Source organism: Shinella zoogloeoides, assembly GCF_022682305.1.
In the GTDB taxonomy this organism is placed as follows: domain Bacteria; phylum Pseudomonadota; class Alphaproteobacteria; order Rhizobiales; family Rhizobiaceae; genus Shinella; species Shinella zoogloeoides_B.
This window is the reverse complement of record NZ_CP093529.1, coordinates 280,403-307,064: the sequence shown is the minus strand read 5'-3', so window position 1 is coordinate 307,064 and position 26,662 is coordinate 280,403. Positions and strand designations below refer to the sequence as shown.

Genomic DNA, 26,662 nt, shown 5'->3' with positions numbered 1-26,662 from the left:
GCAATGCCCTAATTCTCGAAAAGCACGAAGGCGGCCCAGACAAGCGGGTCGTGCGCCGTCGGGATTTTCCCCTCGATGGCGTCCCGCCGCGTGTCGCGCAGGGCGGCCGCATAGGTCCGCCCCTGTTTCAGGTGCTCGTAGAACCGCACCATGAAATCGGCCGTGCCGTCGTCGGCAACGGGCCAGAGGGTGAGAAGCGCGCGTTTCGCGCCGGCAAGGCTCGCCGCGGTCGGCAGGCCCCGCACGCCGCCGACGAAGGCTTCGTCGCCACGCCCCGTCTCGCAGGCGGACAGCACGAGGAGATCGAGACCGGAGAGGTCCCAGCCCATCAGCTCGAAAGCGTAGAGCCGGCCGTCGGTCTCGTCCCGGTGCATGGCGCGCGCGTCACCGGAATAGGCGAGGATGACCTCGCTCTGCCACAGCGTATCGACATTGCTCGCACCGCCGTTCCTCGGGCTGCCATAGGCGCCGTGCGTGGCGAGATGGGCCACCGCCGCTCCGGCCATGCGCGCGCGCAACGCCGCCTCGCTCGCCTCTCCGCCAGTCAGGGTCTCCACCGTGACGCCCGGGCCGGCCAGCGCCTGGCCGATCGCCTCGACCTCGCGCAGCGTGCCCGGCAGGGGCGTCGCCCCCGCCTCTCCGTCCTTCGCATAATCGATCCCACCGGCAAGGACCACCCGGCCTTGCGCCGGCAGCGCGCCATCCGTCACCGCCCGGTAGAGCGCCTCCGGCTCCGTCAGCAGCCGCAGGGTGAAACGCTCCTCCAGAAGCTTGCCTTTCGGGTCCTCCAGCAGGGAGAAAGGCAAGGCGAAAAGCCGCCCGTCCGGCACGATGAAGAGCGTCTCAGTGCCCGCGAGCACATCCTCGACCGGCGCGATGAGCCGCGAGTGCAGCCGGGCGAAGGCACGCTCGCCGATATCGACCAGCAGCCCGCGATTTCCGCCGCTGCGCTCGCGCGTCTGGAGCGCGGCGACGAGCTGCGCGTCGCTCGCCAGGAGATCGCGCGGATCGCCGAGCGCGCGCAGGACGGGCGCCGCATTCTTGCGCCACACAATGGCATAGAGCCGCGTGTCGGCGATGGCGTCGGCCGCATCCCGGTCGGCGCGCCACTTGCGGGTCGTGAAATACTGGACGAGCGCCTGGTCCGCGCCAAGAAGGTCGCGCGGCGTCGGCAACGTGCTGGCCAGCACCTTTTCGCGGTCGAGATCGTAGCGCGAGACGAGACGATCGTTGAGCTCGCCCTCCAGACGCTTCGTCTCGGTGAGATAGCTATAGGCCAGATCCTGCTCCACATCCGCCGCGAAGGTTTCCCGGGTGATGCGCGACAGGCGGTCGATGCGGTCGAGCAGGCCGGCGGTCTGCCTATCCGCCGGGTCGATCATGCGGGAAAGCTTCAGCACGTTGTCAGCGTCGTCGGTCGCCAGCGAAGGCCAGCGCTGGGCGGCATCGGCAAAGGCCGGAACGGCCGCGGGGTCGCGTTCGGCAAGCCGCGCGTAATCGTAGAGCATGTCGTCGGCCATGGCGCGCACAGCCTCGCCCACCTCCCGGCCGCCGGCGACCGAGACCTGCAGGTAAACCCAGGCGAGCATGTCGCGGTCGATGCCGGAAAACTCTTCCGCAGCAAGCTTCGGATCGGTTTCGGCCCTGGCGTTCGCAATGGCGATGCGGCCCGCGAAGGAAAGCGGGTGACCCGTGCTCATCTCCCCCGCGGCGATGCTGTAGGCCTGCTGCAGATGCTTGAGCCGCCGTGCCGCATCGCCTTCCCGCGCGAAATGGTCCGCCAGCAGGTAGGCCGCCTTCATGCTGAGGATGGCCGGGTAGGTCGAATCCGTGATGAGGGCATTCATGCGGCGGACGGCGGTCGCATCGAGCGGCCGGGCGCCGGAGGCAAGATCGGCATAGTCGACCCAGGCTTCCATGCCGGCTATCGTCACCGGATCGCCGAGAGCCTTTGAAATATCGAGGCAAAGCGAGAAGTAGCGGCGCGCATTCGCATGGTCGCCGAGGTCGAGATAGTTCTGCGCCGTGTTGTTGGCGCTGACCAGCGTGTTGAAGTGGTTCCGGCCGTAGTGGCGGGTCCGGTTCTCCAGGACCTCCAGATCGTATTGCAGGGCGCGCGAGGGCGAGCCGAGGCCGCGCAGCATATCCGCCAGATTGTTGGCGATGCGCCAGGTAATCGTGTTGTCCGCGCCGAGCGAGGACTGCGCGATCTCGTATTTGCGCCGTTCGAGATCGATGGCCGTGCCGTATTGCCCGACGCCGGAAAGCGCCGTCGCGAGCTTGTCGTTCGCATGGATGAGCTGCTCGGATTCATGGCCGTAGAAGCGGGCGTAGAGATTGGTCGCCATCGTATAGAGCGGCACGAAATGCTGCTGCGCGTCCGGCACCGCCGTGCGGAACTCGGCATAGGCGAGGTAGAAGTCGGCCAGTTCCCTGACATCCGCGCTGGCCGCCGGCGTCGTTTCCGCCTCCTTGAACAATGCAGCCGCGTCCTCGTTGAGGCCGCTCTTGTGGAAACTGCGGGCCGCATCCGTGTAGTGTCTCAGCGTCACGGCATGAAGCCCGGTCTTCGCCGAGGCGGCGAGCGCCGCGCACAGCCGCTTGCGGCCATCGTCCAGACGGCCGCTTTCGAGCACGCTGTAGGCCGTGCGTATCCGTGCGTCGATATCCGGCTCGGTGCCCGCGCCGTGCGCCCTGCGGATACGCTTTTCATAGAACGCCGCTAGTTCGTCCTGCTTGCGGCTCTGCTTCAGGCGGCCCTTGGCATCCATCAGCGTCTCGATCAGCAGGTTGGCCCGCGTTTCCTCCACCGGCTCGAGGATCGCCAGAAGCGACCGCATGCGGGGATAATAGGCGGCGTCCACATGGGCGGCATCGCCCATGCGCAGCGCATAGGTGGCGGCCGAGACGGCATAGCTTGCGGAAAGCCACGCCTCGCCCTCTTTCCTGAAGCGAGCGCTCGCCGCCTCCGCCATGCGCAGCGCGCCCTGCACGTCTCCCTTGTCGGAAAGCGCCAGCATCTCGGCCGCAACGGCATCAGAACGGCGGCCCGCCTCCTGCGTGGGAGCCTGCGCGAAGGCTGGAAAGGTCAGAAGGGTAAAGAGAAAAACGGCGGCGATGCGGATGAAGGGGAGAGACGAGGGCATGAATGCAGCTTCTTGAAAGGATCGAATGGCGGCGCGGCTGAGACGGGCCTCGTATCTACACAGACGGTCAACGGACGGAGATTATTTCCGGCGCGACGCCAGAGGTGCATTTTCCCGGAGGTTATGCAAGGCGGCGTCCCGGTCTTCGGTGGAGGAAGCGATCGCCTCTTCCGCAAACCCGCCAAGGCACTATGATGGGGGATGGCAACCATCCGGGACTTTTCATGACAGAGCAAAACCAGAGCCGGCTGCGGGAGCGGATGACGATCCTCGGCGAACTCGACGCGGAGACCTTCGTGCCGTGGATCCGGCGTCATGCCGCAAGGCTCGGGCTTTTCGAGACCATATCCCATACCGGTCCCGACCGGATAGAACTGGACGTGGCCGGCCCGCCAGAACTCATCGACATGATGGAGGTCGGCTGCTCGCTCGGCCCCATCGAGGTATGGGTCGAAACGATAAGCCGCAGGCCCATCGACAACGGCTGTGAATAGAAACGCCCCAGCCGCCCGGCCACCGTTCAATCATTCTTGCCAAGGCGAAACGGGTGTGCAAACGTGCAGGAAGCAGGCGCGCAAGCGTGTGGAAGCGCGCAATGCAACCACTGGTCAAGTGATTGATGTAATTTGGAAAATATAACGATGCACTCCGATACGGCAGGCTCCTGGGTGCCGGTCGCCCTCTCTTCGGATTTGCCGGCGGCAACCGTCATTCCAGCCCATATCCCGGCAGGTCCCCTCGCCCTCTGGCGCAGCCAGTCCGGCCGTGTCTCGGCCTCGGCCGACCGATGTCCGCATCGTGGCATGAGCCTGTCGCACGGCTTCGTGCGCGGCGAGGCTTTGTCCTGCATCTATCACGGCTGGAGCTACGGCCCGGCCGGCAACTGTCTGCGCATTCCCGCCCATCCGGGACTGACGCCACCCGAGGCGATCCGTACCGTCACCCATCCCGTCACGGAAGCGGACGGCGTGGTCTGGGTGGCCGTCGGCGAGCCGGCCGGGGAGCCGCCGGCTCTTGCAGGCCGCGTTCCGCTGCGCTCGCTCACCGCCTTCGCGGACATCGCCGCGATCGAGGCCGCAGCCGGTGCCCGGGCGAACGCCGGAGGTTTCGTGGAAACGGAAACCACAAGCCTTCTGCTGTCGTCCACGCGGGAGGGTGAGACACTCATCCATGTGCTGGTCGCGGCCGACGCCGGGCCAGCCGCGCGCATCGCGGCCGCCCGCGCCGCCGAGGGCCTACGGCGCACGGCCGAGGACCTCCAGAAGAAGGGAGCCGCGCAATGACCGCAGGATCCATAGGCGCCATGCTCGACGAATGGTATCCGGTCGGCATCTTCGCCCAGCTCGGGCCGTCAGGCCGCAAGACGAGGCTGATGGGTGAGCCGATCGAGGTCGCCGCAGACGGCAATGGCGGCGCCAGCGTGACCGACAGCACTGGCCGCGCGCTGCCGGTGCGCGTGCGCTACGGCCATGTCTGGACCTCGTTGGGCGCGCCGAAAAAGGAGCTTTTCGCGATTCCCGAGGCCGACCAGCCGGGCCGGCGCTTCGTCGATGTCGGCGTGGTGCGCGTGCGCTGCTCGCCCTTGCGCGCCGTCGAGAACTTCCTCGACATCGCCCATTTCCCCTTCGTGCACACCGATATCCTTGGCGCCGAGCCGCATACGGAAGTGCAGGCATACAAGGTCGAGATCCGCGAGGACGTGGACGAGGTCTGGGCGACCCAGGTGGAGTTCTACCAGCCGCAGGCCGCCAAGTCGGCCAGCGGCGGCATCAACACGCAATACATGTATCGCGTCGCCGCCCCCACCTCCACCGTCCTCTACAAGACCTGCCCGCCGCGGCCGAGCGAATGGGACGTCATCACGCTCTTCGTGCAGCCGCTCGACGAGGACCTCTGCGACGTCTGGCCCTGGATGGCGCTCTTCGACGACGACACGCCGATGACCGACCTCATCCACTTCCAGCAGACGATCTTCCTGCAGGATCGCTCGATCCTGGAGAACCAGGTGCCACGGCTCCTGCCGCTCGATCCCGGCATGGAAATGCCGACCCGCGCGGACCTGACCTCCGTCGCCTACCGGCGCTGGCTGAAACGCCACAACTATACCTACGGCGCGCAACTGGTGGCGCAATGATGAAGCTCTACGACTACATTCTCTCGCCGAGCTGCTACAAGGTGCGGCTGATGGCGGCGCTGACCGGCGTCACACTCGACCTGCGCGCCGTCGATTTCCATCCCGGCCTGGAGCATCGCGGCCCCGAGCTGCTGGCGCTCAACCCGGCCGGTTCGATCCCCATCCTGGTGGACGGCGACCTGCTGCTCACCGAGTCCTCGGCCATGCTCGTCCATCTGGCCGCCGAAGCCGCGCCGGACTGGCTCGCCGGCGACACGCCGCGGGAAGCAGCCCGCATTCAGCAATGGCTCTCCTTCTCCGGCCGGCTCACCGGAAGCCTCGGCGGCGCACGGCTGCACGAGATGCTGCTGAGGCCCGGCGATATCGGCGCGCTCCAGTCGCAAGGCATCGCCGCCCTTCGCGAGCTGGAACTCGGCCTCGTCGAGCAGACCGAGCGCGGCCAGCGTTTCCTTGCCGCCGACCGGCCGACCGTAGCCGATGTCGCCTGCTTCCCCTATGTGGCGCTCGCCCCGGACGGCGGCGTGCCGCTCGATCCCTATCCGGCGATCCGCCTCTGGTCCCGCCGGCTTCGCTCCCTGCCCGGCTTCATCGAGATGCCCGGCATCCACCGGCTGCACGACCTGAAGCCGGAACCGCAGTACGAAGCGAGCGAGGGCTGAATGGCCGGCCATCTGCTGAAGAACTGCGCGGCCGTGATCGTCGACGACGGCAACGGCCCCACGGTGCGCCGCAATGTCGATCTCCTGACCGAGGGACCGGCGGTCAAGGCCATCGGCGCGAACCTTACCGCCGGCCCGCTTCCCGCCGGCACCGCGGTTCAGGATGCCGACGGCTGGTTCGTCTATCCCGGCCTCGTCAACACGCATCACCACTTCTTCCAGTGCTTCGTGCGCAACCGCGCCGATCTCGACTGGACGAAGCTTTCGGTCATCGAGTGGCTGGACCGCATCTACCCGATCTTCTCGCAGCTCAACGAGAACTGCTTCTACCATTCCTCCGTCACCGCCATGGCCGAGCTGATCAAGCACGGCTGCACCACCGCCTTCGACCACCAGTACAATTTTCCGCGCCATGCCGGAAAACGGCTGGTCGACCGGCAGTTCGAGGCGGCCGACCTTCTCGGCATGCGCTTCCATGCGGGCCGCGGCGGCAACACGCTGCCGAAATCGGAAGGCTCGACCATTCCCGACGCCATGCTGGAGACGACGGACGAGTTCATCGCCGATTGCGCCCGGCTGATCGACACCTATCACGATGCCGGCCGCTTCAGCATGCGCCAGGTCGTCGTCGCGCCCTGCCAGCCGGTCAACTGCTACCGCGAGACCTTCGTGGAATCCGTGGCGCTGGCGCGGGACCGCGGCGTCTTCCTGCACACCCATGTCGGCGAAGGCGAAAGCCCGGTCATCGCGGCGCGCCACGGCATGCGCACCGTGGATTACCTGGAGGAACTGGGCTTTGCCGGTCCGGACGCCTTCTATGCCCATTGCTGGGAACTGACCCATGACGAGCTGAAGACCATGGCGGCGAGCGGCACGGGCGTTTCCCACTGCCCCGAGCCGGTCTATCTCGTCGGGGCCGAGGTGACCGACATTCCCGCCATGGCCGCCTTCGGTCTGCGTATCGGACTTGGCTGCGACGGCGCGGCCTCCAACGACAATTCCAACCTGATGCACTGCCTGCACTCGGCCTATATGCTGCAATGCCTCGTCGCCTCGACGCGAAAGCATCCCGTGCCGGTTCCGGCCGATTTCCTCGGCTACGGCACGACGGGCGGTGCAAGCCTGCTCGGTCGGGCGGATATCGGCCGGCTCGCGCCCGGCATGGCCGCCGATCTCTTCGCCATCGACACGCGCCGGATGGATTATGTCGGCACCCGGCACGACCCGCTCAGCCTCCTGCCCCGCGTCGGCATCGGCATGGCGACGGACATGACGATGATCAACGGCCGCATCGTCTGGCAGGACGGCGCGTTTCCGGGCCTCGACGAGGCAGAGCTTGCCGCGAATGCCGAAGCGGCGCTCGCCACCGTGGAATTCTGAAAGAATCAACAAAGGGAACAATCATGACCCACCTGACCCGCAGAAACCTGATGAAGGCCGCTGCCGCAACCGGCCTTGCCGGCGCACTCGGAAGCCGCCTCGCCTTCGCCGCCGACGAACCGCTCGGCATCACGCTCGTCGTGCCCTCGCCCATCGGCGACGTGGGCTGGGGCCATGCCCTTTCCGCCAGCCTCGAGCCGGTGAAGGCCGCCTATGGCGACAAGGTGAAGGTCACCGTGCTGGAAAACATCATGGAAGGCCCCGACGCCGACCGCATCATGACCAAGGCCGTCGCCGACGGGAACAAGTTCCTGATCGCCGGCTCCTTCGGCTACCAGAACGGCGCGCTGCAGATCGCCCGCCGCGATCCGAGCGTCACCGTGCTGCACGCTTCGGGCTATCAGGTCGCACCGAACTTCTCGCCGTTCGCCGCGAAGTATTTCCAGGGCACCTACCTGCTCGGCATGGCCTCCGCCGCCCTTTCCAAGAGCGGCAAGCTCGGTTCCGTTTCGGCCTTCGCCATTCCGGAACTGATCACCTCCATCAACGCCTTCGCGCTGGGCGCGCAGGCCGTGAACCCGAATATCGAGGTCTCCGTCGTCTGGGTCAATTCCTGGTTCGACCCGGCCAAGGAGCAGGAAGCCGCCAAGGCGCTGATCGCACAGGGCTGCGACGTCATCTTCTCCAACGCACAGGACACGCCCTCGGTCGTGGCCGCCTGCGAGGAGGCCGGCGTCTTCTCCTTCAACCTCAACTCCTCCATGAAGCAATATGCCGAGAAGACCTATCTCGGCTGCGTCGCCACCGACTGGTCGCCCTTCTTCAAGGCCTCGGTCGATGCGCATCTTGCCGGCACCTTCAAGGGCGCGAACGCCTTCCTCGGCGTTGCCGACAAGGTCGTGCAGGTCGTCGACTGGAACCCGGCCGTCCCGGCCGACATGATGGCCAAGATCAAGGAGACCGAGGCGAAGATCGCCGACGGCAGCTTCTCGCCCTTCACCGGCCCGCTCACCAAGGCGGACGGCAGCGAGGGCGTGGCGGCCGGCGTCGTCATGACCGACGCCGAGATCGTCGCCATGGACTGGCACGTCAAGGGCGTCACCACGCCGCTGCCGCAGTAAGCCTCCATGTTGCAGTCCCTCCTGTCGCTTCGCGGCATTTCGAAGAGCTACGGGCCGATCAAGGCCAACCAGGAGATCGACCTGGACGTGGCCGACCGGTCGATCCATGCGATCCTCGGAGAGAACGGGGCGGGCAAGTCGACGCTGATGAAGCTGATCTACGGCGTCGAGCAACCGGACGAAGGCACCGTCCTCTGGCAGGGCGACACGCTCGCCCTCGCCTCGCCCGCCGAGGCCCGGCGGCGCGGCATCGGCATGGTCTTCCAGCACTTCTCGCTGTTCGAGACCCTGACGGTGGTGGAGAACATCCAGCTCGTCATGCCGGGCCGCAAGGCCGACCTCGTCGAGCGCATCCGTGCACTCGGCCAGGATTTCGGGCTTGAGGTCGATCCGCTCGCCCATGTCCATGCCTTGTCGGTCGGCGAGCGGCAGCGGGTGGAGATCATCCGCTGCCTCATGACCGATCCGAAACTGCTGATCCTCGACGAGCCGACCTCGGTTCTGCCGCCGCAGCTCGTCGACAAGCTTTTCGATACGCTCCGGCGCCTGCGCGACGGCGGCGTCTCCATCCTCTTCATCTCGCACAAGCTGGAGGAGATCCGGGCGATCTGCGACCGGGCGACGATCCTGCGCGCCGGCCGCGTCACCGGCAATATCGACCCGCGCGAACACGACGCCCACGACCTCGCCCGCATGATGATCGGCCGCGACATGCCCGAGCCGATGCCTGCCGAGCCGATGGCCGGCGGGGCGAAGCAGCTCGAGATCGACGGCCTCAGTCACACGCCGGACGATCCTTTCGCCGTCACCCTTTCCGATATCAACCTCACGGTGCGCGCGGGCGAGATTGTCGGCATTGCCGGCGTCTCCGGTAACGGGCAGAGCGAGCTTGCCGCGCTGATTTCCGGCGAAACCCGGCTGGCGCGGGCCGAGGCCGGCCGCGTCCGCATGATGGGCGAGGATGTCGGCGCGTTCGGTCCGGCCGCCCGCCGCGAGCGCGGCTTCGCCTTTGTGCCCGAGGACCGGCTCGGCCGCGGCGCCGTGCCCGAAATGTCGCTGGTGCTGAACGGCCTTCTCACCGCCCATCCGCTGAAGCTCCTGAAGCACGGCCTCGTGGACAGGGCGCAGGCGACGGCCTTCGCCAATGCCTGCATCCGCGACTACGACGTGCGCACGCCCGGCCCTGAGGCCGAGGCCGGTGCGCTCTCCGGCGGCAACCTGCAGAAATTCATCGTCGGCCGCGAGATCATGCTGGCGCCCAAGCTACTCTTCGTCGCGCAGCCGACCTGGGGCGTCGATATCGGCGCAGCCTCGGCCATCCGCCGCCGGCTGGTGGCGCTGCGCAATGCCGGCATGGCGATCCTCGTCATTTCCGAGGAGCTGGAAGAACTGTTCGAAGTCGCCGATACCATCCAGGTCCTCTATCACGGCCGCCTCAGCCCGCCGCTCGTGAAGCGCGACACCAGGGTGGAGGAAATCGGCCGCTACATGATCGGCGCAAGGCCGGAAAAGGCGACAGCATGAGCCCGCGCTTCCTGCCCACCCTCGTGCGCCGCCAGCGCGCCTCGCTGAAGGCGACGCTGCTCGCGCCGCCGCTGGCGCTCGCCGTCGCCATAGCGCTCAATCTCGGTCTCTACATGCTGATGGGCCGCGATCCTGTCGCCGTCGTCCACGCCATGCTGCTGGAGCCTTTCCTTTCCTGGTCCTCGTTCTCGGAAGTGCTGCTGAAGACCGGGCCGCTGCTGCTCATCGCGCAGGGCCTCGCCATCGGTTTCCGCGCCAAGGTGTTCAATATCGGTGCCGAAGGCCAGTTCATCCTCGGCGCGATCTTCGCCTCCGCCATTCCGGTCTGGTTCCCGCAGGCGACGGGCGGCTGGATCTGGCCTTCCATGCTGCTGCTCGGCGCGCTCGGCGGCGCGCTCTGGGCCTCGATCACCGCCTTCTGGCGCGTCCGGCTCAACGCCAACGAGATCCTGGTCTCGCTGATGCTCAGCCTCGTTGCCGCACAGCTTCTCTACTACCTGCTGCTCGGCCCATGGAAGGACCCCGCCGGCTTCAACTTCCCGCAGTCGGTGATGTTCCAGTACGACGCCATCGTGCCGACGCTCTTCCCCGGCACGCGGGTCAACGTCTCGCTGCTCATCGCGCTCGCCCTGGCGCTTGCCGCCTGGGTCTTCATGCAGAAGAGCTTCATGGGCTACAAGCTGCAGGTGGGTGGGCTTGCGCCGCGCGCGGCCGGCTATGCCGGCTTCAGCGAAGGCGGGGCGATCTGGCTGTCGCTGCTGATCGGCGGCTTTGCGGCGGGCCTTGCGGGCGCGGCAGAGGTCGCAGGTCCCCTCGGCCAGCTCCAGCGCTCCATCTCCACCGGCTACGGCTACGCGGCGATCATCGTCGCCTATCTCGGCGGCCTGCATCCCATCGGCATCATCGTCTCCTCGCTGGTGATGGCGGCGATCTATATCGGCGGCGACAATGCAATGGTCTCGGCCAACCTGCCGATCGCCGCCGTCCGCGTCTTCCAGGGCAGCCTGCTGCTCGCCTATCTGGTGGCCGTGGCCTTCGTGCGCTATCGCCTCGAATGGCCGCACGCCGCGGCGCGGAGCACCCCATGAGCGCCGTCGAATTCATCCTGGCCGGCATGCTGGCGGCCGCCACGCCCTTCCTGCTCGCCGCGCTCGGCGAACTGGTCGTGGAGCGCGCCGGCGTGCTCAATCTCGGCGTCGAGGGGCTGATGGCGCTCGGCGCGGTCGTCGCCTTCGTCATCGTCTACCACGGTGGCGGTCATGTCCTCGGCTTCGTCGCGGCCGGAGTCAGCAGCGCGCTGCTCGCACTGGTCTTCGCCTTCATCACACTCGGCTTCCGCGCCAACCAGGTGGCGACGGGCCTTGCCATCGGCATTCTCGGCCAGGGCCTCGCGGCCCTCTTCGGCAAGAGCTACGAGAGCCTGACGATCAAGGGCATCGGGAAGATCGCCATTCCAGGCCTCGCCGACCTGCCGGTCATCGGCGGCCTCTTCGTGCAGGATATCGTGGTATGGCTGTCGCTGCTGGCCACACTCGCCGTCTGGGCCACCTTCGCCTTCACCCGCACCGGCCTCGTCATCCGCGCCGTCGGCGAGAACCCGAAGGCCGCGCATGCGGTCGGCTATCCGGTAATCGCCGTGCGCGTCGCCGCCGTCGCCTTCGGCGGCATGATGGCGGGCTTCGCCGGCGCCTATGCCGCCTCGGTCTACACCCCGATGTGGGCCGACGGCATGATCGCAGGCCGAGGCTGGATCGCCATCGCGCTCGTCGTCTTCGGCACCTGGCTCACCGGCCGCGTCTTCCTCGGCGCCTGCCTCTTCGGCGCGGTGTCGCTGATGAGCCTCGCCGCGCAGGCCGCCGGCCTGAACCTGCCCTCGCAGCTTCTTTCCAGTCTGCCCTACCTCGTGACGATCCTCGTGCTCGGCATTATCTCCGCCGACCGCCGCCTCCTGAAGCTCAACGGCGTCGCCTCGCTGGGAGAACCCTTCGAGCGCTGAGACGAGGCCTCCCCGAACATCCGAAAATGTGCCGTTCCCGGACAAGACCCGTCCGGCGAGGAAAACCGCTCTAACGTTTTGTTCAGCGAACACACCTAGATTTCATGCAGGAATCACCCTGGGGACATGATGTCTTGGCTGCTACCGAAATGACGCTGCAACTGGCGCGGCTGATGGAACATGCCGGTAACTTCGTGGCGGTCTTCGACCCGGAAGATCGCCTGCGGTTTGCCAACCGGGCCTTTCGCGCCGCCTGGTTCGTATCGGACGGGGAGGACCTACTCTGGTCCGACCTCATGCGCCGCAACTATCACGCCCGCCAGGGCACGGTCATCGCGGCGGCGGATTTCGAGTCCTGGCTGCGCTCGACGCAGGCGCGCCGCGGCAAGAACGGCTTCCGCGCCTTCGAGACCGACCTGCACGACGGCCGCTGGCTCTGGATGACCGAGACGATGCAGCCGGACGGCTGGATGCTCTGCGTCGCCAGCGACATAAGCTCCATCCGGGCGGACGAGCGCGCGCTGCGGCAGGATCGCGACTTCGCAATCAAGGCCTCCCAGACCGACGAACTGACCGGACTTCCCAGCCGCCGCTACGTGATGGGCAAGCTCGGCGAACTCGTCGGCTCCCCCGGCGAGGCCGATGGGGATGTCGGCTGCCTTGCGGTCCTCGATATCGACAATTTCAAATACATCAACGATCGCTTCGGCCATGGCGTCGGGGATGCAGTGCTGAAGGACTTCGCCATCACCATCCAGCGCCATGTACGCAAGACGGACATACTCGGCCGCGTTGGCGGCGAGGAATTCATGCTCATCCTGCCGGCCACGACGATGGCGGATGCGGAGACCATCGTGCAGCGCATGCTGGTGGCCGTACGCCATTCCCGGCCCGTTTCCGAGCAGGCGAGCTTCCGCTACACCTTCTCCGCCGGCCTCGCCTGGATCGCGCGGAGCGACGACCCCGGCGACGTCTACCGCCGGGCGGACCTTGCGCTCTACGCCGCCAAGATGCGCGGGCGCGACCAGATCAGTATCGAGGTCCAGCCCCACCGCAGCCTCGGCGCGACCATCGCGTCCTCGTCCGAATAGCGTGGCGTACCGGACCTCTCAGGCGGCGTCCTGGTGGCGCCGCTTCAGCTTGTCGAACTTCGCGAGCAGGCGGTTGATTTCGTCCGTCATGTGCCCCTCCTCGTAGAGGGTCGCCCGGCCGCGGCCGTCCTGCTTGGCATAGTAGAGGGCCTTGTCCGCCCGGCTGAGATATTCGTCCGCATCGATATCCGCCGTAGCGATGAAGGTGATGCCGATGCTGGTGCCGATCTCGACGACGTGGCCGTCGATTTCGTAGGGCGCACCGACCGCCTCGACCAGCCGGTGCGCGAGCGCCGCCGCCGATTCCGGCTGCGGGGCGCCGGTCTGGATAATGGCGAACTCATCGCCGCCGATGCGCGCGACGAGATCGCTCTCCCGGGTCGTGGCCCGCAGCCGCCCGGCAACGGCGCACAGCAGCGCGTCGCCGACGGGGTGCCCCAATGTGTCGTTGACCTGCTTGAACCGGTCGAGGTCCATGCTGAGGATAGCGCTGACCTGTCCGGAGGCAGCCTCCGCGATCGCCTGTTCCAGACGGGAGCGCAGCAGGATTCGGTTGCCGAGACCGGTCAGGGCGTCATGGTGCGCCATATGGGCGATCTGCGCCTCCGCCTGCTTTCTCGCATCGATATCCTCCAGAACGCCCGCCCATTGAAGCACCTTGCCGCTGTCGTCGAAGACCGGACCACCCCTGCCGCGCACCCACAGCCAGCGGCCGCCATCCACGAACACCCGGAATTCGACGTCGACCAGCGCCCGCTTCTCCACCTGCCTGCCCGCCACATCGAGTACCCGCTGGCGATCGTCGGCGTGCACGCGGTCCAGCCAGCCGCCCTTGAGGGCTTCGCCGTCCGGCATGCCGGTCAGCTTCTCCCAGCCCTCGACCCAGATGAGGCCGTCGCTCTCCGTCCAGCGCCACAGCATGAGCGCGCCGGCCTGCGCCACGGTGCGGATAAGGCGATCCTCTTCCCGCATGGTTCGTTCGGCGGCCTCGACGCTCAGGCGCAGGGTTTCGAACTCACGGACGGACGAAGACGGGATGGCGGAGAGGCCGACGGGCTGCTGCCCTTCCGCTATCGCCATACTGTGCGCCGCCAGCGCGCGCACGGGGCGCAGGATGAGCCGGCCGATCAATATGGCCGCGACGGTTGCAAGAGCGACCGCAAAGAGCGCGCCCAGGATCAGGCCGAGCAGCGGATCCTGCCAGCGGGCATTGAAAACATCGAGGGGTTCCCCGACGACCAGCGTCCAGCCGGGTGTGCTCTGGAGCTTCTCGAAGGCAAGGATGATGCTTTGCCCTTCGGTCGTCCTGGCTTCGAACCAGCCGCTATCGGTGCCCAGCGCTTCCAGCTTCTCCCAATCGGGCGCCCGCTTGCCGATAGCGCGCTCGGGATCGTGAGAGCGCGCGACGATCCGCCCGTTTCCATCCGTCACGGCGACGAGGATGCTGCCGAGCGCCTCGTTTCGCTGCTGAAGGGTACGGATCAACTGGGTGGGGGAGATTGCCAGCACCACCGCGCGCTGCCGGCCGTCGCCTTCGGGCAGCGCAAGGAAAATCCGGTGGTCGGCGGCGGTGCGTCCGGGCACGAGGTTGGATATGGCCGGCATGTCCCGGCTGATCGCCTGCATCGCCACGTCGAGCACCGGCGCCCTGTGCACGCCTCTCGGCATGCCGTGGTCCCATTCGACGATCTCGACCTCGCCGTCGAGACCGATGCCCTCGAAGCGGCTCGATCGCAGGACGAGTTCGCCCGTCTGCGTCGTCAGCGGCCAGAGCGCGGCAAAGGTGCTGAGGGCCGTGTATCGACCCTCGATGTCGGCCTCCATGGCGCTCGCCAGCGTCAGGGCGGTATCGCTGAGGCGCGTGGCGGCGGTGCTCTTGTATGCCGCGCCGGTGCGCCAGGCTGCAAAGCCGGAGACCGCGACCACCGGAACGAGGCAGGCGAGCGCCAACGCCAGCAGATAAATGTTCAGCCCTGCCCGCCTTCCGGCGTCGATCCGCGACGACACGTTGCAAGGTTCCTCAACGATGGACGACTTCACCTCTTATATCCAGAAATACTTAAGGAAAGCGCGGCGTGCGGAAGACAATTCCGATGGGCGGCGTTCAGGATTTATTGACCTTTCCGGCGCTTGGCCAACGGACATTACGGAAGGGCCGCGATCGCGCTGGCACGTCTGCATGAAGAAGGCCCGGCAACCAGCCGGGCCTTCCATAGTCGCGTTGCCTTGCGCTCTTACTTGGCGATCGGAGCGTAGGTGCCATTGCTCCAGCGGTTGATGTCGTAGCTGGCGTTCTTCAGATCGCCCTTCTCGTCGAAGGTGACCGTGCCGACGACGGTGTCGATGGGCTGGCCGTTCTTCAGCGCCTTGGCGACTTCGGTCGGATCGTCCGAGCCGGCTCGCTCGACGCCCTGGGCGAAGGCCTGGATCACGGCATAGGAGAAGAGCGTGAAGCCTTCCGGCTTGAAGCCGCCGGCGGAAATCTTCTCGACCGCTTCCTTCGCCTCGGGCTTTGCCTGCGGGTCGGAGGGGAAGACGAACAGCGTGCCTTCGCCGGCCGGGCCGGCGACCTGCCAGAATTCCGGCGAGGCGATGGAATCGGGCATGATGAGCTGGAACTTGTAGCCCTGTTCGGCCGCCTGGCGCAGCATGAGGCCGGCTTCCGGGTGATAGCCGCCGAAATAGACGACGTCGACCTTGGCGTCCTTCAGCTTCGTCACGAGCGCGTTGTAGTCCTTCTCGCCGGCGTTGATGCCTTCGGCGAGGACTTCCTTGAGGCCGCTGGCATTCATCGTGGAGCGCACCGCGTCGGCGACGCCCTGGCCGTAGGCCGTCTTGTCGTGCAGGACGGCGACGTTCTTGCCGGCATATTCCTTGGCGATCCATGGGCCGATGAAGGCGCCCTGCGCATCGTCGCGGGTATAGAGGCGCATGATGTTCGTCCAGCCCTTGGCGGCCGCATCGTCCGTCATGACCGGGTTCGAGGAGGCGGGGCTCATCATCAGCGTGCCGTTTTCGGCATAGACCGCCGAGGCCGGGATGCTCGAGCCGGAGCAGGCATGGCCATCGACGAACTTGATGCCGGCGGCGGCGATGCGGTTGGCGACCGACACAGCCTGCTTCGGATCGCACTGGTCGTCTTCGAACTGCAGCTTGATCTGGCGGCCCATCACGCCGCCCTTGGCGTTGATGGCGTCGGCGGCAGCCTGCGCGCCCTGCTTGAACTGGTCGCCGATCGTGGCGAGCGGCCCCGTCAGCGGGCCGGCCACGGCGAAGGTCAGGTCCTCCGCGCGCGCCGCCGTGCCCATGAGCAGGCCAAGCGCCGTGCCGATGATCAGAATGCGTCTCATATCCTCAACTCCCTTTTGTGCCCGCAACAGCGCGGGTCGCTCCTTCCAGAATGACATTCCTACCCCTGCGACAGGAGTGGCTGGCATTCGAACCACTCCCAAAGATAGCTGGCAAGCCCCCTGTCGACATGAATGCGCAGGGTCCCGGCATCGCCATGCCGATAGACCACGGCCATCACGCCGCCGAACGGCATGGCGGCGCAAGGGCCGGGGTGATCCGGATCGACCGTCACCGCCCGCGCCAGGAGATCGCGGACACCTGCGCCGCTCGCCTCGAAGACGCGCATGGCCGCACCGACAGTCGAGACCGCATGGCCTTCGTCATGCCATCCATCGGATAGCTCGACCGCGGAAAGCCCGACCGCGAGCAGCCGGTCGCGCGCGACGCGTACCGCATAGCGGTCCCCGTGGGCCAATCCGAGCGCACCGATGTCCCGTCCCAGATCGTGGCGGACGAGGAAGCCCTCCACATCCCCACTGACGAGGCGTTGTCCGACATGCCCCAAAGCGCGGACCTGCAGGGTGGGACCGGCAAGGCAGGCATCGGCCCAATCCGGCTCGGGCTGCCATTTGCGGGCGAGGTCAAACATGAAGGCGGCTCCCGCTCTCATCGAAGGCGCAGGAAGGAACGATACGCGCGCGCCTGATCTCACGCAGATGCTGCAGCTCGACGATATCGCCCATGCGGGCGAGGCCGCGCTCGATCAATCCCAGCGCGATCGGCCTCTGCAGGGCTGGGCTGAAATAACTCGACGTGACGTAGCCGGTGCTGCGCGTCTTGCCCGCTTCCCGCTCCACGCCATGCGCACCCGTCGGCAGCAGCCCCAGGCCGTCGACCGTCTCCAGCCCGACGAACTGGCGGCGATCCGGCCGCGCCGCGTCTTCCGTGACCAGTGAACGACGGCCGATGAATTCCACCTTCTTGCGTTCCAGCGGCGCGGTCAGGCCGAAATCCATCGGCCGGCTCGTGCCGTCGGTATCCTTGCCGACAACGATATAGCCCTTTTCCGCCCGCAGGATCATCAGCGCCTCAAGGCCGAGCAGAGTCGCGCCGAAGGCCTTGCCCGCCTGCCGCAACCGCGCCCAGACCGCCGCGGCGCTGTCGGCCGGCACGGAAATCTCGTAGGATCGATCCCCCGTGAAGCTGACGCGGGCGATCCGCACCGCCACGCCATCGAGCAGGCCGCAGACCACGGCCATGTGCGGCAGGGCCACATCGTCGAGCGGAAGATCGAGGCCGAGCGTCTCCATGAGGTCCCTTGCCCGCGGGCCGGTCACCGTCAGCGTCGCCATTTCGGCCGTCGCATTGTGGATGAAGACCCGCCGCCGATCGAAACGGTCCTGCCGCCATTCCTCCAGCAGGCCGTGCACGCCCGATACATGCGAGGACGAGCAGGAAACGACGAAACGGTTCTCGTCGAGCCGGACCAGAACGCCGTCGTCATAGACGACACCCGCCTCCGTGAGGATGAAGCCGTAGCGGCAGCGACCGGGCGCCAGCGTCGACATGGTGTTGTAATAGATGAAATCGAGGAATTGGGCGGCATCCGGCCCGATGACCTCGATCTTGCCGAGCGGCGAGCCATCGAAGAGCGCGACGCCCTCACGTGCGGCCTTCGCCTCCGCCTGGATGCATTCGTCCGGTACGCCGGGGCCGTAGAAGGCCGGGCGCAGCCAGCCGCCATAGGCGCGGAAAACGGCACCCTCAGCGCGATGCTCCCGTTCGAGCGGCAGGCGGCGCAGCGGATTCATGCGCGTGCCGGACCGCGCGCCGGCGAAGGTGGAGAAGGGAACCGGCGTGAAGGGCGGCCGATAGGTCGTCGTGCCGACCGCAGGGATGCGCCGGCCCGTCAGTTCGGCCATCAGCGCCAGACCGTTGACATTGGAGGTCTTGCCCTGATCCGTGGCCATGCCGAGCGTGGTATAGCGCTTCAGGTGCTCGACGGAGACGAAATTCTCCCGCACCGCAAGCTCCACATCCTTGGCCGTTACATCGTTCTGCAGGTCGATCCAGACCCGCTCCCGCGCCCCCGGCTTCGGCCAGGCCGCAACGATGCCGAGCTCCTGCGCCGTATCGTCGGCAAGCACGGCCGGAAGCGCGAACCGCCCCGCCGCCGCGCCCACCACCTCGACGCCATCGACAGGGCGGCCGGGAACGAAGGCGAGGATATCGTCGCGCCAGTCCAGCTTGCCCTGCGCCTGGCAGAAGAGATGCACCGTCGGCGTGAAACCGCCCGAGGCGAGGATCGCATCCGCTTCCATCACCGTACCGTCGGAAAGCCTGACGCCGGTCACCGTCCCACGGCCGAGCGCGGCCGCGACGGTCACGCCCTTCAGCACCCGCAGTCCGGCGGGCGACGGGGCGTCAGCGCGATAATCGACGACGGTCACCTCGGCGCCGGCCGCCGCGAGCGCCAGCGCCGTCTCGTAGGCCAGCCCATTGTTCGTGGCGACGACGATCCTGCGGCCCGCGACGACACCGAAACGACGGAGATAGACCAGTGCGGCCTCCGTGGACATGACGCCCGGCAGGTCGTTGTGACCGAAGGGCAATGGCCGCTCGATGGCGCCCGTGGCAAGCACGATCGACGCCGCGCGGACACGCCACAACCGATCCGACGCGTCACCCTCCACCTTCTGGCTGAGGCCGACGAGGTGGTGATCGTAAATGCCGAAGGCCGTCGTGCCGGTCAGCACCAGGGCACCGGTCTGCTCCAGCTCGGCCGCCACCTCCCGCGCCCATTCGGCACCGGGGCGCCCCTCTATGGTCGCCTCACGGAAAAGCAGGCTGCCGCCGACCTGCCGGCCATCGTCGCAGAGCACGACGCGTTTTCCCGCGCGCGCCGCCGTGCGTGCGGCCAAAAGGCCTGAAGGCCCCGCGCCGACCACCAGCACGTCGCAATGATGGTTCACCTGCTCGGCGAAGGCAGGACCGCCCGCCGCCACGTCCACTGTCCCGAGGCCCGCCATCTGCCGGATGCGTGGCTCAAAAAGGTGCCAGTCCGGGAACATGAAGGTCTTGTAGTAGAAGGCGGCCGGAATGAAGCGCGAGAACACATCGAGGAAGGCGTGGCGATCCTTCTGCGCGCTCGGCTCGGCATTCACGCTGCGCACAGCCATGCCATCGGCGGCGAGCGCCAGCGTGGCGCGCGTGTTCGGCATGCCGCCGGCGATATCGACCAGCGCGTTCGGCTCCTCGACACCCGCGCCCCAGAGGCCGCGCGGGCGGTGATACTTGAAGCTGCGGCCGAGCACGCGAACGCCACCAGCCAGAAGCGCCGAGGCAAGCGTATCGCCGGCAAAGCCCTCGACCGTCCGGCCGTCGAAGGTGAAGGAAAGCGGCCGTGACCGGTCGATCGCCGAGCCGCCGTCAGTGCGCCATGCCGTCATCGCCGCCTCCCTGCCCAAGCGCGAGGGTCCCCGCCACGCGATGGTTCACGGTGTCCCGCTCCATGCGGAACACCTCGCCGCAGGCCATATGCATCCAGATCTCGCTTGCCGCCCCGCGCAGGTTGTTGCGCTCATAGAGATAGGCGGCCCACGCGCCATCCGTCACGGTGCGAAAACCTTCCGGGCGATGGTTGCCGGCGTCGCCGCCGAAATGAAATTCGCTCTCGCTTCTCGGTCCGCAGAAGGGGCATGGGAAAAGCTGCATGGACGCCTCCTAATGCGCGATGCCGGAGCCGGCCGCCTCGTCGATCAGCCGGCCGCGCGTGAAGCGGTCGAGATCGAAGGGGCGGCTGACATCGTGATGGTTTCCCGTCGCGAGCAGATGGGCGAGCAGCGTGCCGCCGGCCGGGATGGCCTTGAAGCCGCCGGTTCCCCAGCCGCAATTGAGGAAAAGGCCCGGCAGCGGGCTTTCCCCGAGGATCGGCGAGGAATCGGGCGTCACGTCGACGATGCCGGCCCATTGCCGCATCAGCCGAAGCTGGCGGAAGCTCGGGAACATTTCGAGGAGACCCGCGACGACATCCTCCAGCACCGGCAGGTTGCCGCGCTGGCCATAGGAAGGCACCCGGTCGAGCGCGCCGCCGAGCACCAGTTCGCCCTTGTCCGACTGGCTGGCATAAGTGCCGGTGCCGGGCGACAGGACGACGGTATCGAGCACGGGCTTTACCGGCTCGGAAACGCAGGCCTGCAGGGCGTAGGAGGTGATGGGCAGGCAGAAGCCGGCCTTCGCCGCAAGATGCGAGGAATGGCCGGCGACGACCATGCCCGTCCGTTCGGCGCGGATCTCGCCCCGGCTGGTCTTCACGCCACGGCACCGCCCGCCCTCGACGATGAATTCCTCCACCTCGCAGGACTGGATGATGTCGACGCCCAGCCGGTCGGCGGCGCGGGCATAGCCCCAGGCGACCGCATCGTGCCGCGCCGTGCCGGCCCTGCCCTGCCAGACGCCGCCGAAGACCGGATAGCGCGCACCGGGCGAAACGTTCAGCAGCGGCAGGACCCGCCGCACGTCCTCGATATCGAACAGTTCGGCGTCCGTGCCGTTGATCTGCATCGCGTTGACGGTGCGCGCCGCCATCTCCATCTCGGCTTCGCTATGGGCGAGCGTGATAATGCCGCGCTGCGACAGCATGATATTGTAGTTGAGGTCGCGGCCGAGCGTCTCGTAGAGGCGCAGCGCCATGTCGTAGAGCGCCGTACTTTCCGGGAAGAAGTAGTTCGAGCGCACGACGGTCGTGTTGCGTCCGGTATTACCGCCGCCGAGCCAGCCCTTCTCGATGATCGCGACGTTGCGGATATTGTGCGTCCTGGCAAGGTAATAGGCCGTCGCCAGACCATGTCCGCCGCCGCCGATGATCAGGATATCGTAGCGCGGCTTCGGCTCGGGCGAGCGCCAGGCCTGCTGCCAGCCCTTCTGGCCGAAAAGCCCCTCCTTGAAGAGCGAAAGAGCGGAATAATGCCGCGTCATCGCAGGACGCCCATCGCCGCGCATGCCGGCGGACGGTGATGGAACGGCGCGGCCAAGTGCTGCTTCATGCGCTACCCCGGAAAGGAAGAAGGATGCCATGCATCCGGTCTGCCATCATCGATAGCGCCTCTGGACACTTATGTCCAGAAGTTTGCGGCAGAGCGAAGGAAAGCGTCAACCGCCGGGTTGAACGCGCCGCATCAGCGCCGCGAAGGCCTCAATCTCGTCGTCCAGGGCCTGCTGCCCGGTGAAGCTGAGAAGATAGGCGCGCAGGAGGCGCAGGCGCATTTCGCGGTCGTCGCGCATGCCGAGCGTGTAATGGCCGATCTGTGTGAAATAGAGGACCCGCGCGCGGATGAAAGCCTCCTCGGCGGCGTAGCCGTAGCGCGAGAACATGCGTGTCAGCGCCTCGACACGCTGCTCATCTGCCTGATCGACAGCCTGACGTATCGCCGTGTCCACCTGCCCCCAGGAACGGACCGCCGCATCGAGACGCGGGTCGAAAAGCGCCGGGTCCACCCAGCATTCGAAGATATGGCACACCGCCCCCGTCACGGTGGACGCCGGGCGAAGGGCGCGCTCGATGATGGGGCTTGTGTTCTTGCAAAGCCAATAGGCGAGCAATTCCTTCTGCAGGTCCTGCAGATCCGCGAAAAACCAGTAGAAGCTGGAGCGGGAGACCGCAAGCCGCTTTGCGATGGTCTGGATCTTCACATTGGCGATGCCCTCCTCGACAAGCGCCGCGACACCCGCCTCGACCCATGCCTCCCGTGTCATCCGCCCGGCCACCTGCGCGGCGACGGCGCGCTTCTCCCTTCCCGATCCAGCGCTCACCGCCTCTCCTTCGAACGAACCCACCGCCATTCCTTGACCCGGCCGCCATCTTGCCGAAAGCAGGCGCAATATCAAGTTTGCCGCCGTCTCGCGCAGCCCTATTCCCGTAGCGCCCGGGCCTGCCTTGCAGGCCGGGCCCCGGACGATATTGTCTCCGAGACGGTTTCGATGCCTCGTCCCGATTGCAGGCGGCCGGCTGGTCTCCTATTGCTTCGTCAATGACGCCTCATCGGGAGGACACCGCTTGGCCCTGTCGCACACCCTCATCCGCCGCTTGAAGAACCCCGAGCTGTTCGGCGCGATCGTCGATCCCGCCTGGCTCGGCCTTGCCGACGGCACGCCCACCTTCGCGGTCGTCAATCCCGCCACCGGCGAGCATCTGGCCGACATTCCGGACATGGGCGTGGACGGCGCCCGGGCCGCCATCGACCGGGCCGGCGAGGCGCAGGCCGAATGGGCCGGCCTCACGGCACGCGAGCGTTCCGACACGCTCTGGCGCTGGCACCAGTTGATCGTCCGCCATACGGACGACCTCGCGGCCATCCTGACCGCCGAGATGGGCAAGCCTCTCGCCGAGGCGAAATCCGAGGTCTCGCATGCCGCCGCCTATCTGCAATGGTATGCGGAGGAGGCCAACCGCGTCTACGGCGAGACGATCCCCGCGCCCTCGCGCGACCGGCGCATGATCGTCATCAAGCAGCCGATCGGCGTCGTCGGCGCGATCACGCCCTGGAATTTCCCGGCCTCTATGGTCGCGCGAAAAATCTCGCCGGCGCTGGCAGCCGGCTGCACGGTGGTGCTGAAGCCGGCGGAGCAGACGCCGCTGGTGGCGGGCGCGATGGTGGCGCTTGCCGGCAAGGCCGGTTTTCCGGCCGGCGTGGTCAATCTCGTCTATGCGGCGGAGGGCGATGGCGTCGGGCGCGAACTCTGCTTCAATCCGCAGGTGCGCAAGATCAGCTTCACCGGCTCGACGGAGGTGGGCCGCCTCCTGATGCGGCAATGCGCCGACCAGGTGAAGAAGCTCAGCCTGGAACTCGGCGGCAACGCGCCCTTCATCGTCTTCGACGACGCCGATATCGATGCGGCCGTGGACGGCGCGATCCAGGCAAAATTCCGCAATGCCGGACAGACCTGCGTTTCGGCGAACCGGCTCTATGTACAGGCCGGCGTCCACGACGAATTCGCCGAGAAGTTCACCGCCCGCGTCGGCACGCTTGCCGTTGGCGACGGCTTTGCGCCCGACACCGCCATCGGCCCGCTGATCGACGGGCGGGCGCTCGCCAAGATCGAGGCCCATGTCGCCGACGCCGTGGACAAGGGCGGCCGCATCCGCTGTGGCGGCAATCGCATCGCCGGCGCGGGCACCTTCTTCGCGCCGACCGTGCTCACCGGCATCTCCCGCGGCATGCGCATCGCGCAGGAGGAGACCTTCGGCCCACTCGCCCCCATCATACGCTTCACGGATGCCGATCAGGTGGTGCGCGAGGCCAACGACACGATCTACGGCCTCGCCGCCTATTTCTACGCCTCCAACCTCAGCCGCGTCTGGCGGGTCGCCGAAGCCCTGGAATACGGCATGGTCGGCATCAATACCGGGCGCATGTCCTCGGAAGCCGCGCCCTTCGGCGGCGTCAAGCAATCCGGCATGGGCCGCGAAGGCTCCCGCCACGGGCTGGAGGACTATCTGGAGATGAAATACCTCTGCATGGGCGGCATCTGATACGCCTCTCCTGCCCACAACGGCTTACAACCGCTCCACCGCGACCGCGGTCGCCTCGCCGCCGCCGATGCACAGCGTCGCCATGCCGCGCCTCAGGCCGTGGCGCTCCAGCGCGGCCAGCAGCGTGACGAGTACCCGCGCGCCCGATGCGCCGATGGGATGGCCGAGCGCGCAGGCCCCGCCATGGACGTTGACCTTGTCGTGCGGCAGATCGAGATCGCGCATCGCCGCCATGGCGACGACGGCGAAGGCCTCGTTGATTTCGAAGAGATCGACGTCCCGGAGATTCCAGCCGGTGCGCTCCCCGAGCCTGCGCAGGGCGCCGACCGGCGCGGTCGCGAAGAGATGGGGCGCCTGCGCATGCGTCGCATGGCCGACGATCGTGGCGAGTGGAGCCAGCCCCTCCCGTTCGGCCCGGGAGCGGCGCATCAGCACCAGCGCGGCCGCGCCGTCGGAAATCGAGGACGCATTCGCCGCCGTCACCGTGCCGCCCTCGCGGAAGGCCGGTTTCAGCGTCGCGATCCTCTCCGGTTTCGCCTTGCCGGGCTGCTCGTCCTGCTCGACGAGGGCCTCGGCCCGCCCCGCCTTCACGGCAACAGGTGCGATCTCCGCCTGGAACGCACCCGTCTCGATGGCCTGGCGGGCGCGGGTCAGGGAGGCGATGGCATAATCGTCCTGCGCCGTGCGGGTAAACTGGTAGGCCTCGGCACAATCCTCGGCGAAGGTGCCCATCAGACGACCCTTGTCATAGGCGTCCTCGAGTCCGTCGAGGAACATGTGATCGAGGATGCGGCCATGCCCGATGCGATAGCCGCCGCGGGCGCGGTCGAGCAGGTAGGGCGCGTTCGTCATGCTCTCCATGCCGCCGGCGACGGCGACCGAGGCGCTGCCGGCGGCGATGAGATCATGCGCCAGCATGACCGCCTTCATGCCCGAGCCGCACATCTTGTTGACGGTGGTCGCGCCGGCCGAAAACGGCAGGCCCGCGCCGAGCGCCGCCTGACGGGCGGGCGCCTGCCCCTGGCCGGCCGGCAGCACGCAGCCGAACACGACTTCATCCACGGCCTCCGCCGCGATGCCGCTGCGCGCCAGCGCCGCACGGATCGCGGCCGCCCCGAGTTCCGGCGCGGCAACGCCCCCCAGATCGCCCCGAAAACCGCCCATCGGGGTGCGGGCCGAGCCGACGATGACGATCGGATCCTGCAGCGTCATTCGAGACCTCCCGCGCAATCGCTCCGGCACGGCGCCGCCGGCCCGCCTTTCGGCCGGTTCTACCATATCCCGCCGGCCATGACGATGCGCGGGCTGTTCTTGCCGGCCTCCCGCTGCTATCCAGAGACTGGGCCGGCACATCGAGCGACAGGAGAGAGCCCATGGACATTCTACGCGCGGGAACGCGCCCATCCGCGAAAGGCCCGGAGGCCTGGTTCACCGGAACCGTGCGCATCGATCCGCTCTGCAACCCCTTCGACGCGGAGCGGGTCCAGGGCGCGCAGGTGACCTTCGAGCCGGGCGCGCGGACCGCCTGGCATACGCACCCGCTCGGGCAGACCCTCATCGTCGTCTCCGGCCTCGGCCGCGTGCAGCGCGCGGGCGGGCCTGTCGAGGAGATCCGCCCCGGCGACGTCGTCTGGTTCGCCCCGGGCGAAAAACACTGGCACGGCGCCTCCCCGGCCGTCGCCATGACCCATATCGCGCTCCAGGAGGTCAAGGACGGCAAGGTCGTCGACTGGCTGGAGCACGTCACCGATGCCGACTATGCCGCCGGCTGAGGGAGCCCAACACCCTGTTGATTGACGGAAACGGCGCTGGACGCGGCCTGCCCGGCCGCGCTTAAACGGTGCGCGGGCGCAACAACCATCGCCAGAGCCAGACGACATATCGGAAAACCATGCCAATCCATGAACTTGCTGCACTGGGCGCCGCGACCTGCTGGGCCGTGACGGGGCTGATCTCGGCCGGGCCGGCCAGCCATCTCGGCGCGCCGGCCTTCAACCGGGCGCGCCAGATCTTCGTCACCGGCCTTCTGGCGCTCTATGTGCTCGCCACAGGCGTCTGGCGCGAGCTGGAGCCGGCGAATGCCGGGCCGCTCCTCCTGTCGGGGCTGATCGGCATCTTCATCGGCGACACGCTGCTTTTCGAAACGCTCAATCGCCTCGGCCCGCGCCGCTCCGGCATCCTCTTCGCCCTCAATGCGCCGATCACCGCGCTGCTCGGCTGGCTGGCGCTCGGCGAAACGTTGCCGCCGCTGGCCGTGGCAGGCATCGCGGTGACCGCAGCGGGCGTGTTCCTCGCCATCCTCTTCGGCAAGCGCCGGGCGCAAATGCACCAGTGGGAGACCGTCAAGGGGCCGCTGTGGATCGGCGTGGCCCTTGGTATCGGCGCGGCGACGGGCCAGGCCATCGGCTCCATCGTCGCCCGGCCGGTCATGGCGACCGGCATCGACCCTGTCCTCGCCTCGCTGCTGCGCGTCGGCGTCGCCGCCTTCTGCCTCAGCATCCTCCTGCAATTGCCGATCCCGTCCGTGAAGCCGAGGGGGCCGCTGACGCTGAAGGTCGCGGCCATGACCGCGCTTACCGGCCTCATCGCCCTCGCCGTCGGCATGACGCTGCTGCTCTTTGCGCTTTCCGGCGGCAAGGTCGGCATCGTCTCCACCCTGTCGGCCACCTCCCCCGCGCTGATCCTGCCCATGCTCTGGCTGAGGACCGGCGAGCGCCCCGCCGCCGGGGCCTGGGCGGGCGCGGCCCTCGTCGTCGTCGGCATGGGGCTGCTCTTCATCCGCTGAGGGC

22 protein-coding genes are annotated in these 26,662 nt (G+C 67.5%); 13 read left to right on the top strand and 9 right to left on the bottom strand.

Features of this window, described 5'->3' with window-relative positions; translation table 11 throughout:
• Positions 1 to 8: 8 nt before the first annotated feature.
• Positions 9 to 3,146: a CHAT domain-containing tetratricopeptide repeat protein gene (locus MOE34_RS22895; RefSeq protein ID WP_242224377.1), complete on the bottom strand. Its 3,138-nt coding sequence runs from the start codon at positions 3,144 to 3,146 to the stop codon at positions 9 to 11.
• Positions 3,147 to 3,370: 224 nt separating this feature from the next.
• Here MOE34_RS22895 and MOE34_RS22890 point away from each other — a divergent pair, with 224 nt between their 5' ends.
• From MOE34_RS22890 to MOE34_RS22845, 10 genes are all read left to right on the top strand, one after another.
• Positions 3,371 to 3,640, top strand: a complete 270-nt coding sequence (locus MOE34_RS22890) for an acylphosphatase (protein ID WP_242224376.1) — start codon at positions 3,371 to 3,373, stop codon at positions 3,638 to 3,640.
• 147 nt (positions 3,641 to 3,787) lie between these two features.
• The gene (locus tag MOE34_RS22885) at positions 3,788 to 4,429 is read left to right on the top strand and encodes a Rieske (2Fe-2S) protein (RefSeq protein ID WP_242224375.1); all 642 of its coding nucleotides are present in this window, start codon (positions 3,788 to 3,790) and stop codon (positions 4,427 to 4,429) included.
• The gene (locus MOE34_RS22880) at positions 4,426 to 5,280 is read left to right on the top strand and encodes an aromatic ring-hydroxylating oxygenase subunit alpha (RefSeq protein ID WP_242224374.1); all 855 of its coding nucleotides are present in this window, start codon (positions 4,426 to 4,428) and stop codon (positions 5,278 to 5,280) included. Before MOE34_RS22885 ends, MOE34_RS22880 begins: the two co-directional genes overlap by 4 nt.
• The gene (locus MOE34_RS22875) at positions 5,280 to 5,939 is read left to right on the top strand and encodes a glutathione S-transferase family protein (RefSeq protein ID WP_242224928.1); all 660 of its coding nucleotides are present in this window, start codon (positions 5,280 to 5,282) and stop codon (positions 5,937 to 5,939) included. Before MOE34_RS22880 ends, MOE34_RS22875 begins: the two co-directional genes overlap by 1 nt.
• Positions 5,940 to 7,319, top strand: a complete 1,380-nt coding sequence (locus tag MOE34_RS22870; RefSeq protein ID WP_242224372.1) for an amidohydrolase — start codon at positions 5,940 to 5,942, stop codon at positions 7,317 to 7,319.
• Between the two features lie 23 nt (positions 7,320 to 7,342).
• Positions 7,343 to 8,440, top strand: a complete 1,098-nt coding sequence (locus MOE34_RS22865; RefSeq protein ID WP_242224369.1) for a BMP family ABC transporter substrate-binding protein — start codon at positions 7,343 to 7,345, stop codon at positions 8,438 to 8,440.
• A gap of 6 nt (positions 8,441 to 8,446) precedes the next feature.
• On the top strand, positions 8,447 to 9,964 hold the full coding sequence (locus MOE34_RS22860) for an ABC transporter ATP-binding protein (RefSeq protein WP_242224367.1): 1,518 nt from the start codon (positions 8,447 to 8,449) through the stop codon (positions 9,962 to 9,964).
• The gene (locus tag MOE34_RS22855) at positions 9,961 to 11,052 is read left to right on the top strand and encodes an ABC transporter permease (RefSeq protein WP_242224366.1); all 1,092 of its coding nucleotides are present in this window, start codon (positions 9,961 to 9,963) and stop codon (positions 11,050 to 11,052) included. The genes MOE34_RS22860 and MOE34_RS22855 overlap by 4 nt, the downstream gene beginning before the upstream one ends.
• A complete protein-coding gene (locus MOE34_RS22850; protein ID WP_242224365.1) occupies positions 11,049 to 11,960 on the top strand; it encodes an ABC transporter permease in 912 nt (303 codons plus the stop codon). The genes MOE34_RS22855 and MOE34_RS22850 overlap by 4 nt, the downstream gene beginning before the upstream one ends.
• A gap of 104 nt (positions 11,961 to 12,064) precedes the next feature.
• Positions 12,065 to 13,051: a GGDEF domain-containing protein gene (locus tag MOE34_RS22845; protein WP_431522457.1), complete on the top strand. Its 987-nt coding sequence runs from the start codon at positions 12,065 to 12,067 to the stop codon at positions 13,049 to 13,051.
• A gap of 18 nt (positions 13,052 to 13,069) precedes the next feature.
• Here the strand turns inward: MOE34_RS22845 and MOE34_RS22840 are convergent, their stop codons facing one another.
• The 7 genes from MOE34_RS22840 to MOE34_RS22810 form a co-directional block, all read right to left on the bottom strand.
• On the bottom strand, positions 13,070 to 15,058 hold the full coding sequence (locus MOE34_RS22840) for a diguanylate cyclase domain-containing protein (protein WP_242224364.1): 1,989 nt from the start codon (positions 15,056 to 15,058) through the stop codon (positions 13,070 to 13,072).
• A gap of 227 nt (positions 15,059 to 15,285) precedes the next feature.
• Complete coding sequence (locus tag MOE34_RS22835; protein ID WP_242224363.1) at positions 15,286 to 16,401, bottom strand: ABC transporter substrate-binding protein; 1,116 nt, start codon at positions 16,399 to 16,401, stop codon at positions 15,286 to 15,288.
• Between the two features lie 59 nt (positions 16,402 to 16,460).
• The gene (locus MOE34_RS22830) at positions 16,461 to 16,991 is read right to left on the bottom strand and encodes a sarcosine oxidase subunit gamma family protein (RefSeq protein WP_242224362.1); all 531 of its coding nucleotides are present in this window, start codon (positions 16,989 to 16,991) and stop codon (positions 16,461 to 16,463) included.
• The gene (locus MOE34_RS22825; RefSeq protein ID WP_242224361.1) at positions 16,984 to 19,791 is read right to left on the bottom strand and encodes a 2Fe-2S iron-sulfur cluster-binding protein; all 2,808 of its coding nucleotides are present in this window, start codon (positions 19,789 to 19,791) and stop codon (positions 16,984 to 16,986) included. The genes MOE34_RS22830 and MOE34_RS22825 overlap by 8 nt, the downstream gene beginning before the upstream one ends.
• The gene (locus MOE34_RS22820) at positions 19,772 to 20,056 is read right to left on the bottom strand and encodes a sarcosine oxidase subunit delta (protein ID WP_242224360.1); all 285 of its coding nucleotides are present in this window, start codon (positions 20,054 to 20,056) and stop codon (positions 19,772 to 19,774) included. Before MOE34_RS22820 ends, MOE34_RS22825 begins: the two co-directional genes overlap by 20 nt.
• Positions 20,057 to 20,065: 9 nt before the next feature.
• Positions 20,066 to 21,319: a sarcosine oxidase subunit beta family protein gene (locus MOE34_RS22815; protein ID WP_242224924.1), complete on the bottom strand. Its 1,254-nt coding sequence runs from the start codon at positions 21,317 to 21,319 to the stop codon at positions 20,066 to 20,068.
• 174 nt (positions 21,320 to 21,493) lie between these two features.
• Positions 21,494 to 22,153, bottom strand: coding sequence for a TetR/AcrR family transcriptional regulator (locus tag MOE34_RS22810; RefSeq protein ID WP_242224358.1), 660 nt, complete (start codon positions 22,151 to 22,153; stop codon positions 21,494 to 21,496).
• A 244-nt stretch (positions 22,154 to 22,397) separates the two neighbouring features.
• Here MOE34_RS22810 and MOE34_RS22805 point away from each other — a divergent pair, with 244 nt between their 5' ends.
• Positions 22,398 to 23,873 (top strand): NAD-dependent succinate-semialdehyde dehydrogenase, encoded by a 1,476-nt coding sequence (locus MOE34_RS22805; RefSeq protein WP_242224356.1) that lies wholly within the window; start codon positions 22,398 to 22,400, stop codon positions 23,871 to 23,873.
• Positions 23,874 to 23,897: 24 nt separating this feature from the next.
• On the opposite strand, the gene MOE34_RS22800 is transcribed toward MOE34_RS22805, so the two are convergent.
• Entirely contained in the window at positions 23,898 to 25,085 is a 1,188-nt protein-coding gene (locus MOE34_RS22800; protein WP_242224355.1) for an acetyl-CoA C-acyltransferase, read from the bottom strand.
• A 161-nt stretch (positions 25,086 to 25,246) separates the two neighbouring features.
• On the opposite strand from MOE34_RS22800, the gene MOE34_RS22795 reads away from it, so the two are divergent.
• Together MOE34_RS22795 and MOE34_RS22790 are read left to right on the top strand one after the other, a co-directional pair.
• A complete protein-coding gene (locus MOE34_RS22795) occupies positions 25,247 to 25,645 on the top strand; it encodes a (R)-mandelonitrile lyase (protein ID WP_242224353.1) in 399 nt (132 codons plus the stop codon).
• Positions 25,646 to 25,764: 119 nt separating this feature from the next.
• Positions 25,765 to 26,658, top strand: coding sequence for a DMT family transporter (locus MOE34_RS22790; protein ID WP_242224351.1), 894 nt, complete (start codon positions 25,765 to 25,767; stop codon positions 26,656 to 26,658).
• Positions 26,659 to 26,662: the final 4 nt, after the last annotated feature.

Coding starts and splice junctions, on each gene's coding strand:
- MOE34_RS22820 (WP_242224360.1), bottom strand. CDS start 20,056: ATGCAGCTTTTCCCATGCCCCTTCTGCGGACCGAGAAGCGAGAGCGAA.
- MOE34_RS22800 (WP_242224355.1), bottom strand. CDS start 25,085: ATGACGCTGCAGGATCCGATCGTCATCGTCGGCTCGGCCCGCACCCCG.
- MOE34_RS22880 (WP_242224374.1), top strand. CDS start 4,426: ATGACCGCAGGATCCATAGGCGCCATGCTCGACGAATGGTATCCGGTC.
- MOE34_RS22860 (WP_242224367.1), top strand. CDS start 8,447: ATGTTGCAGTCCCTCCTGTCGCTTCGCGGCATTTCGAAGAGCTACGGG.
- MOE34_RS22835 (WP_242224363.1), bottom strand. CDS start 16,401: ATGAGACGCATTCTGATCATCGGCACGGCGCTTGGCCTGCTCATGGGC.
- MOE34_RS22870 (WP_242224372.1), top strand. CDS start 5,940: ATGGCCGGCCATCTGCTGAAGAACTGCGCGGCCGTGATCGTCGACGAC.
- MOE34_RS22885 (WP_242224375.1), top strand. CDS start 3,788: ATGCACTCCGATACGGCAGGCTCCTGGGTGCCGGTCGCCCTCTCTTCG.
- MOE34_RS22790 (WP_242224351.1), top strand. CDS start 25,765: ATGCCAATCCATGAACTTGCTGCACTGGGCGCCGCGACCTGCTGGGCC.
- MOE34_RS22855 (WP_242224366.1), top strand. CDS start 9,961: ATGAGCCCGCGCTTCCTGCCCACCCTCGTGCGCCGCCAGCGCGCCTCG.
- MOE34_RS22875 (WP_242224928.1), top strand. CDS start 5,280: ATGAAGCTCTACGACTACATTCTCTCGCCGAGCTGCTACAAGGTGCGG.
- MOE34_RS22825 (WP_242224361.1), bottom strand. CDS start 19,791: ATGACGGCATGGCGCACTGACGGCGGCTCGGCGATCGACCGGTCACGG.
- MOE34_RS22895 (WP_242224377.1), bottom strand. CDS start 3,146: ATGCCCTCGTCTCTCCCCTTCATCCGCATCGCCGCCGTTTTTCTCTTT.
- MOE34_RS22850 (WP_242224365.1), top strand. CDS start 11,049: ATGAGCGCCGTCGAATTCATCCTGGCCGGCATGCTGGCGGCCGCCACG.
- MOE34_RS22890 (WP_242224376.1), top strand. CDS start 3,371: ATGACAGAGCAAAACCAGAGCCGGCTGCGGGAGCGGATGACGATCCTC.
- MOE34_RS22815 (WP_242224924.1), bottom strand. CDS start 21,319: ATGACGCGGCATTATTCCGCTCTTTCGCTCTTCAAGGAGGGGCTTTTC.
- MOE34_RS22845 (WP_431522457.1), top strand. CDS start 12,065: ATGCAGGAATCACCCTGGGGACATGATGTCTTGGCTGCTACCGAAATG.
- MOE34_RS22865 (WP_242224369.1), top strand. CDS start 7,343: ATGACCCACCTGACCCGCAGAAACCTGATGAAGGCCGCTGCCGCAACC.
- MOE34_RS22830 (WP_242224362.1), bottom strand. CDS start 16,991: ATGTTTGACCTCGCCCGCAAATGGCAGCCCGAGCCGGATTGGGCCGAT.
- MOE34_RS22795 (WP_242224353.1), top strand. CDS start 25,247: ATGGACATTCTACGCGCGGGAACGCGCCCATCCGCGAAAGGCCCGGAG.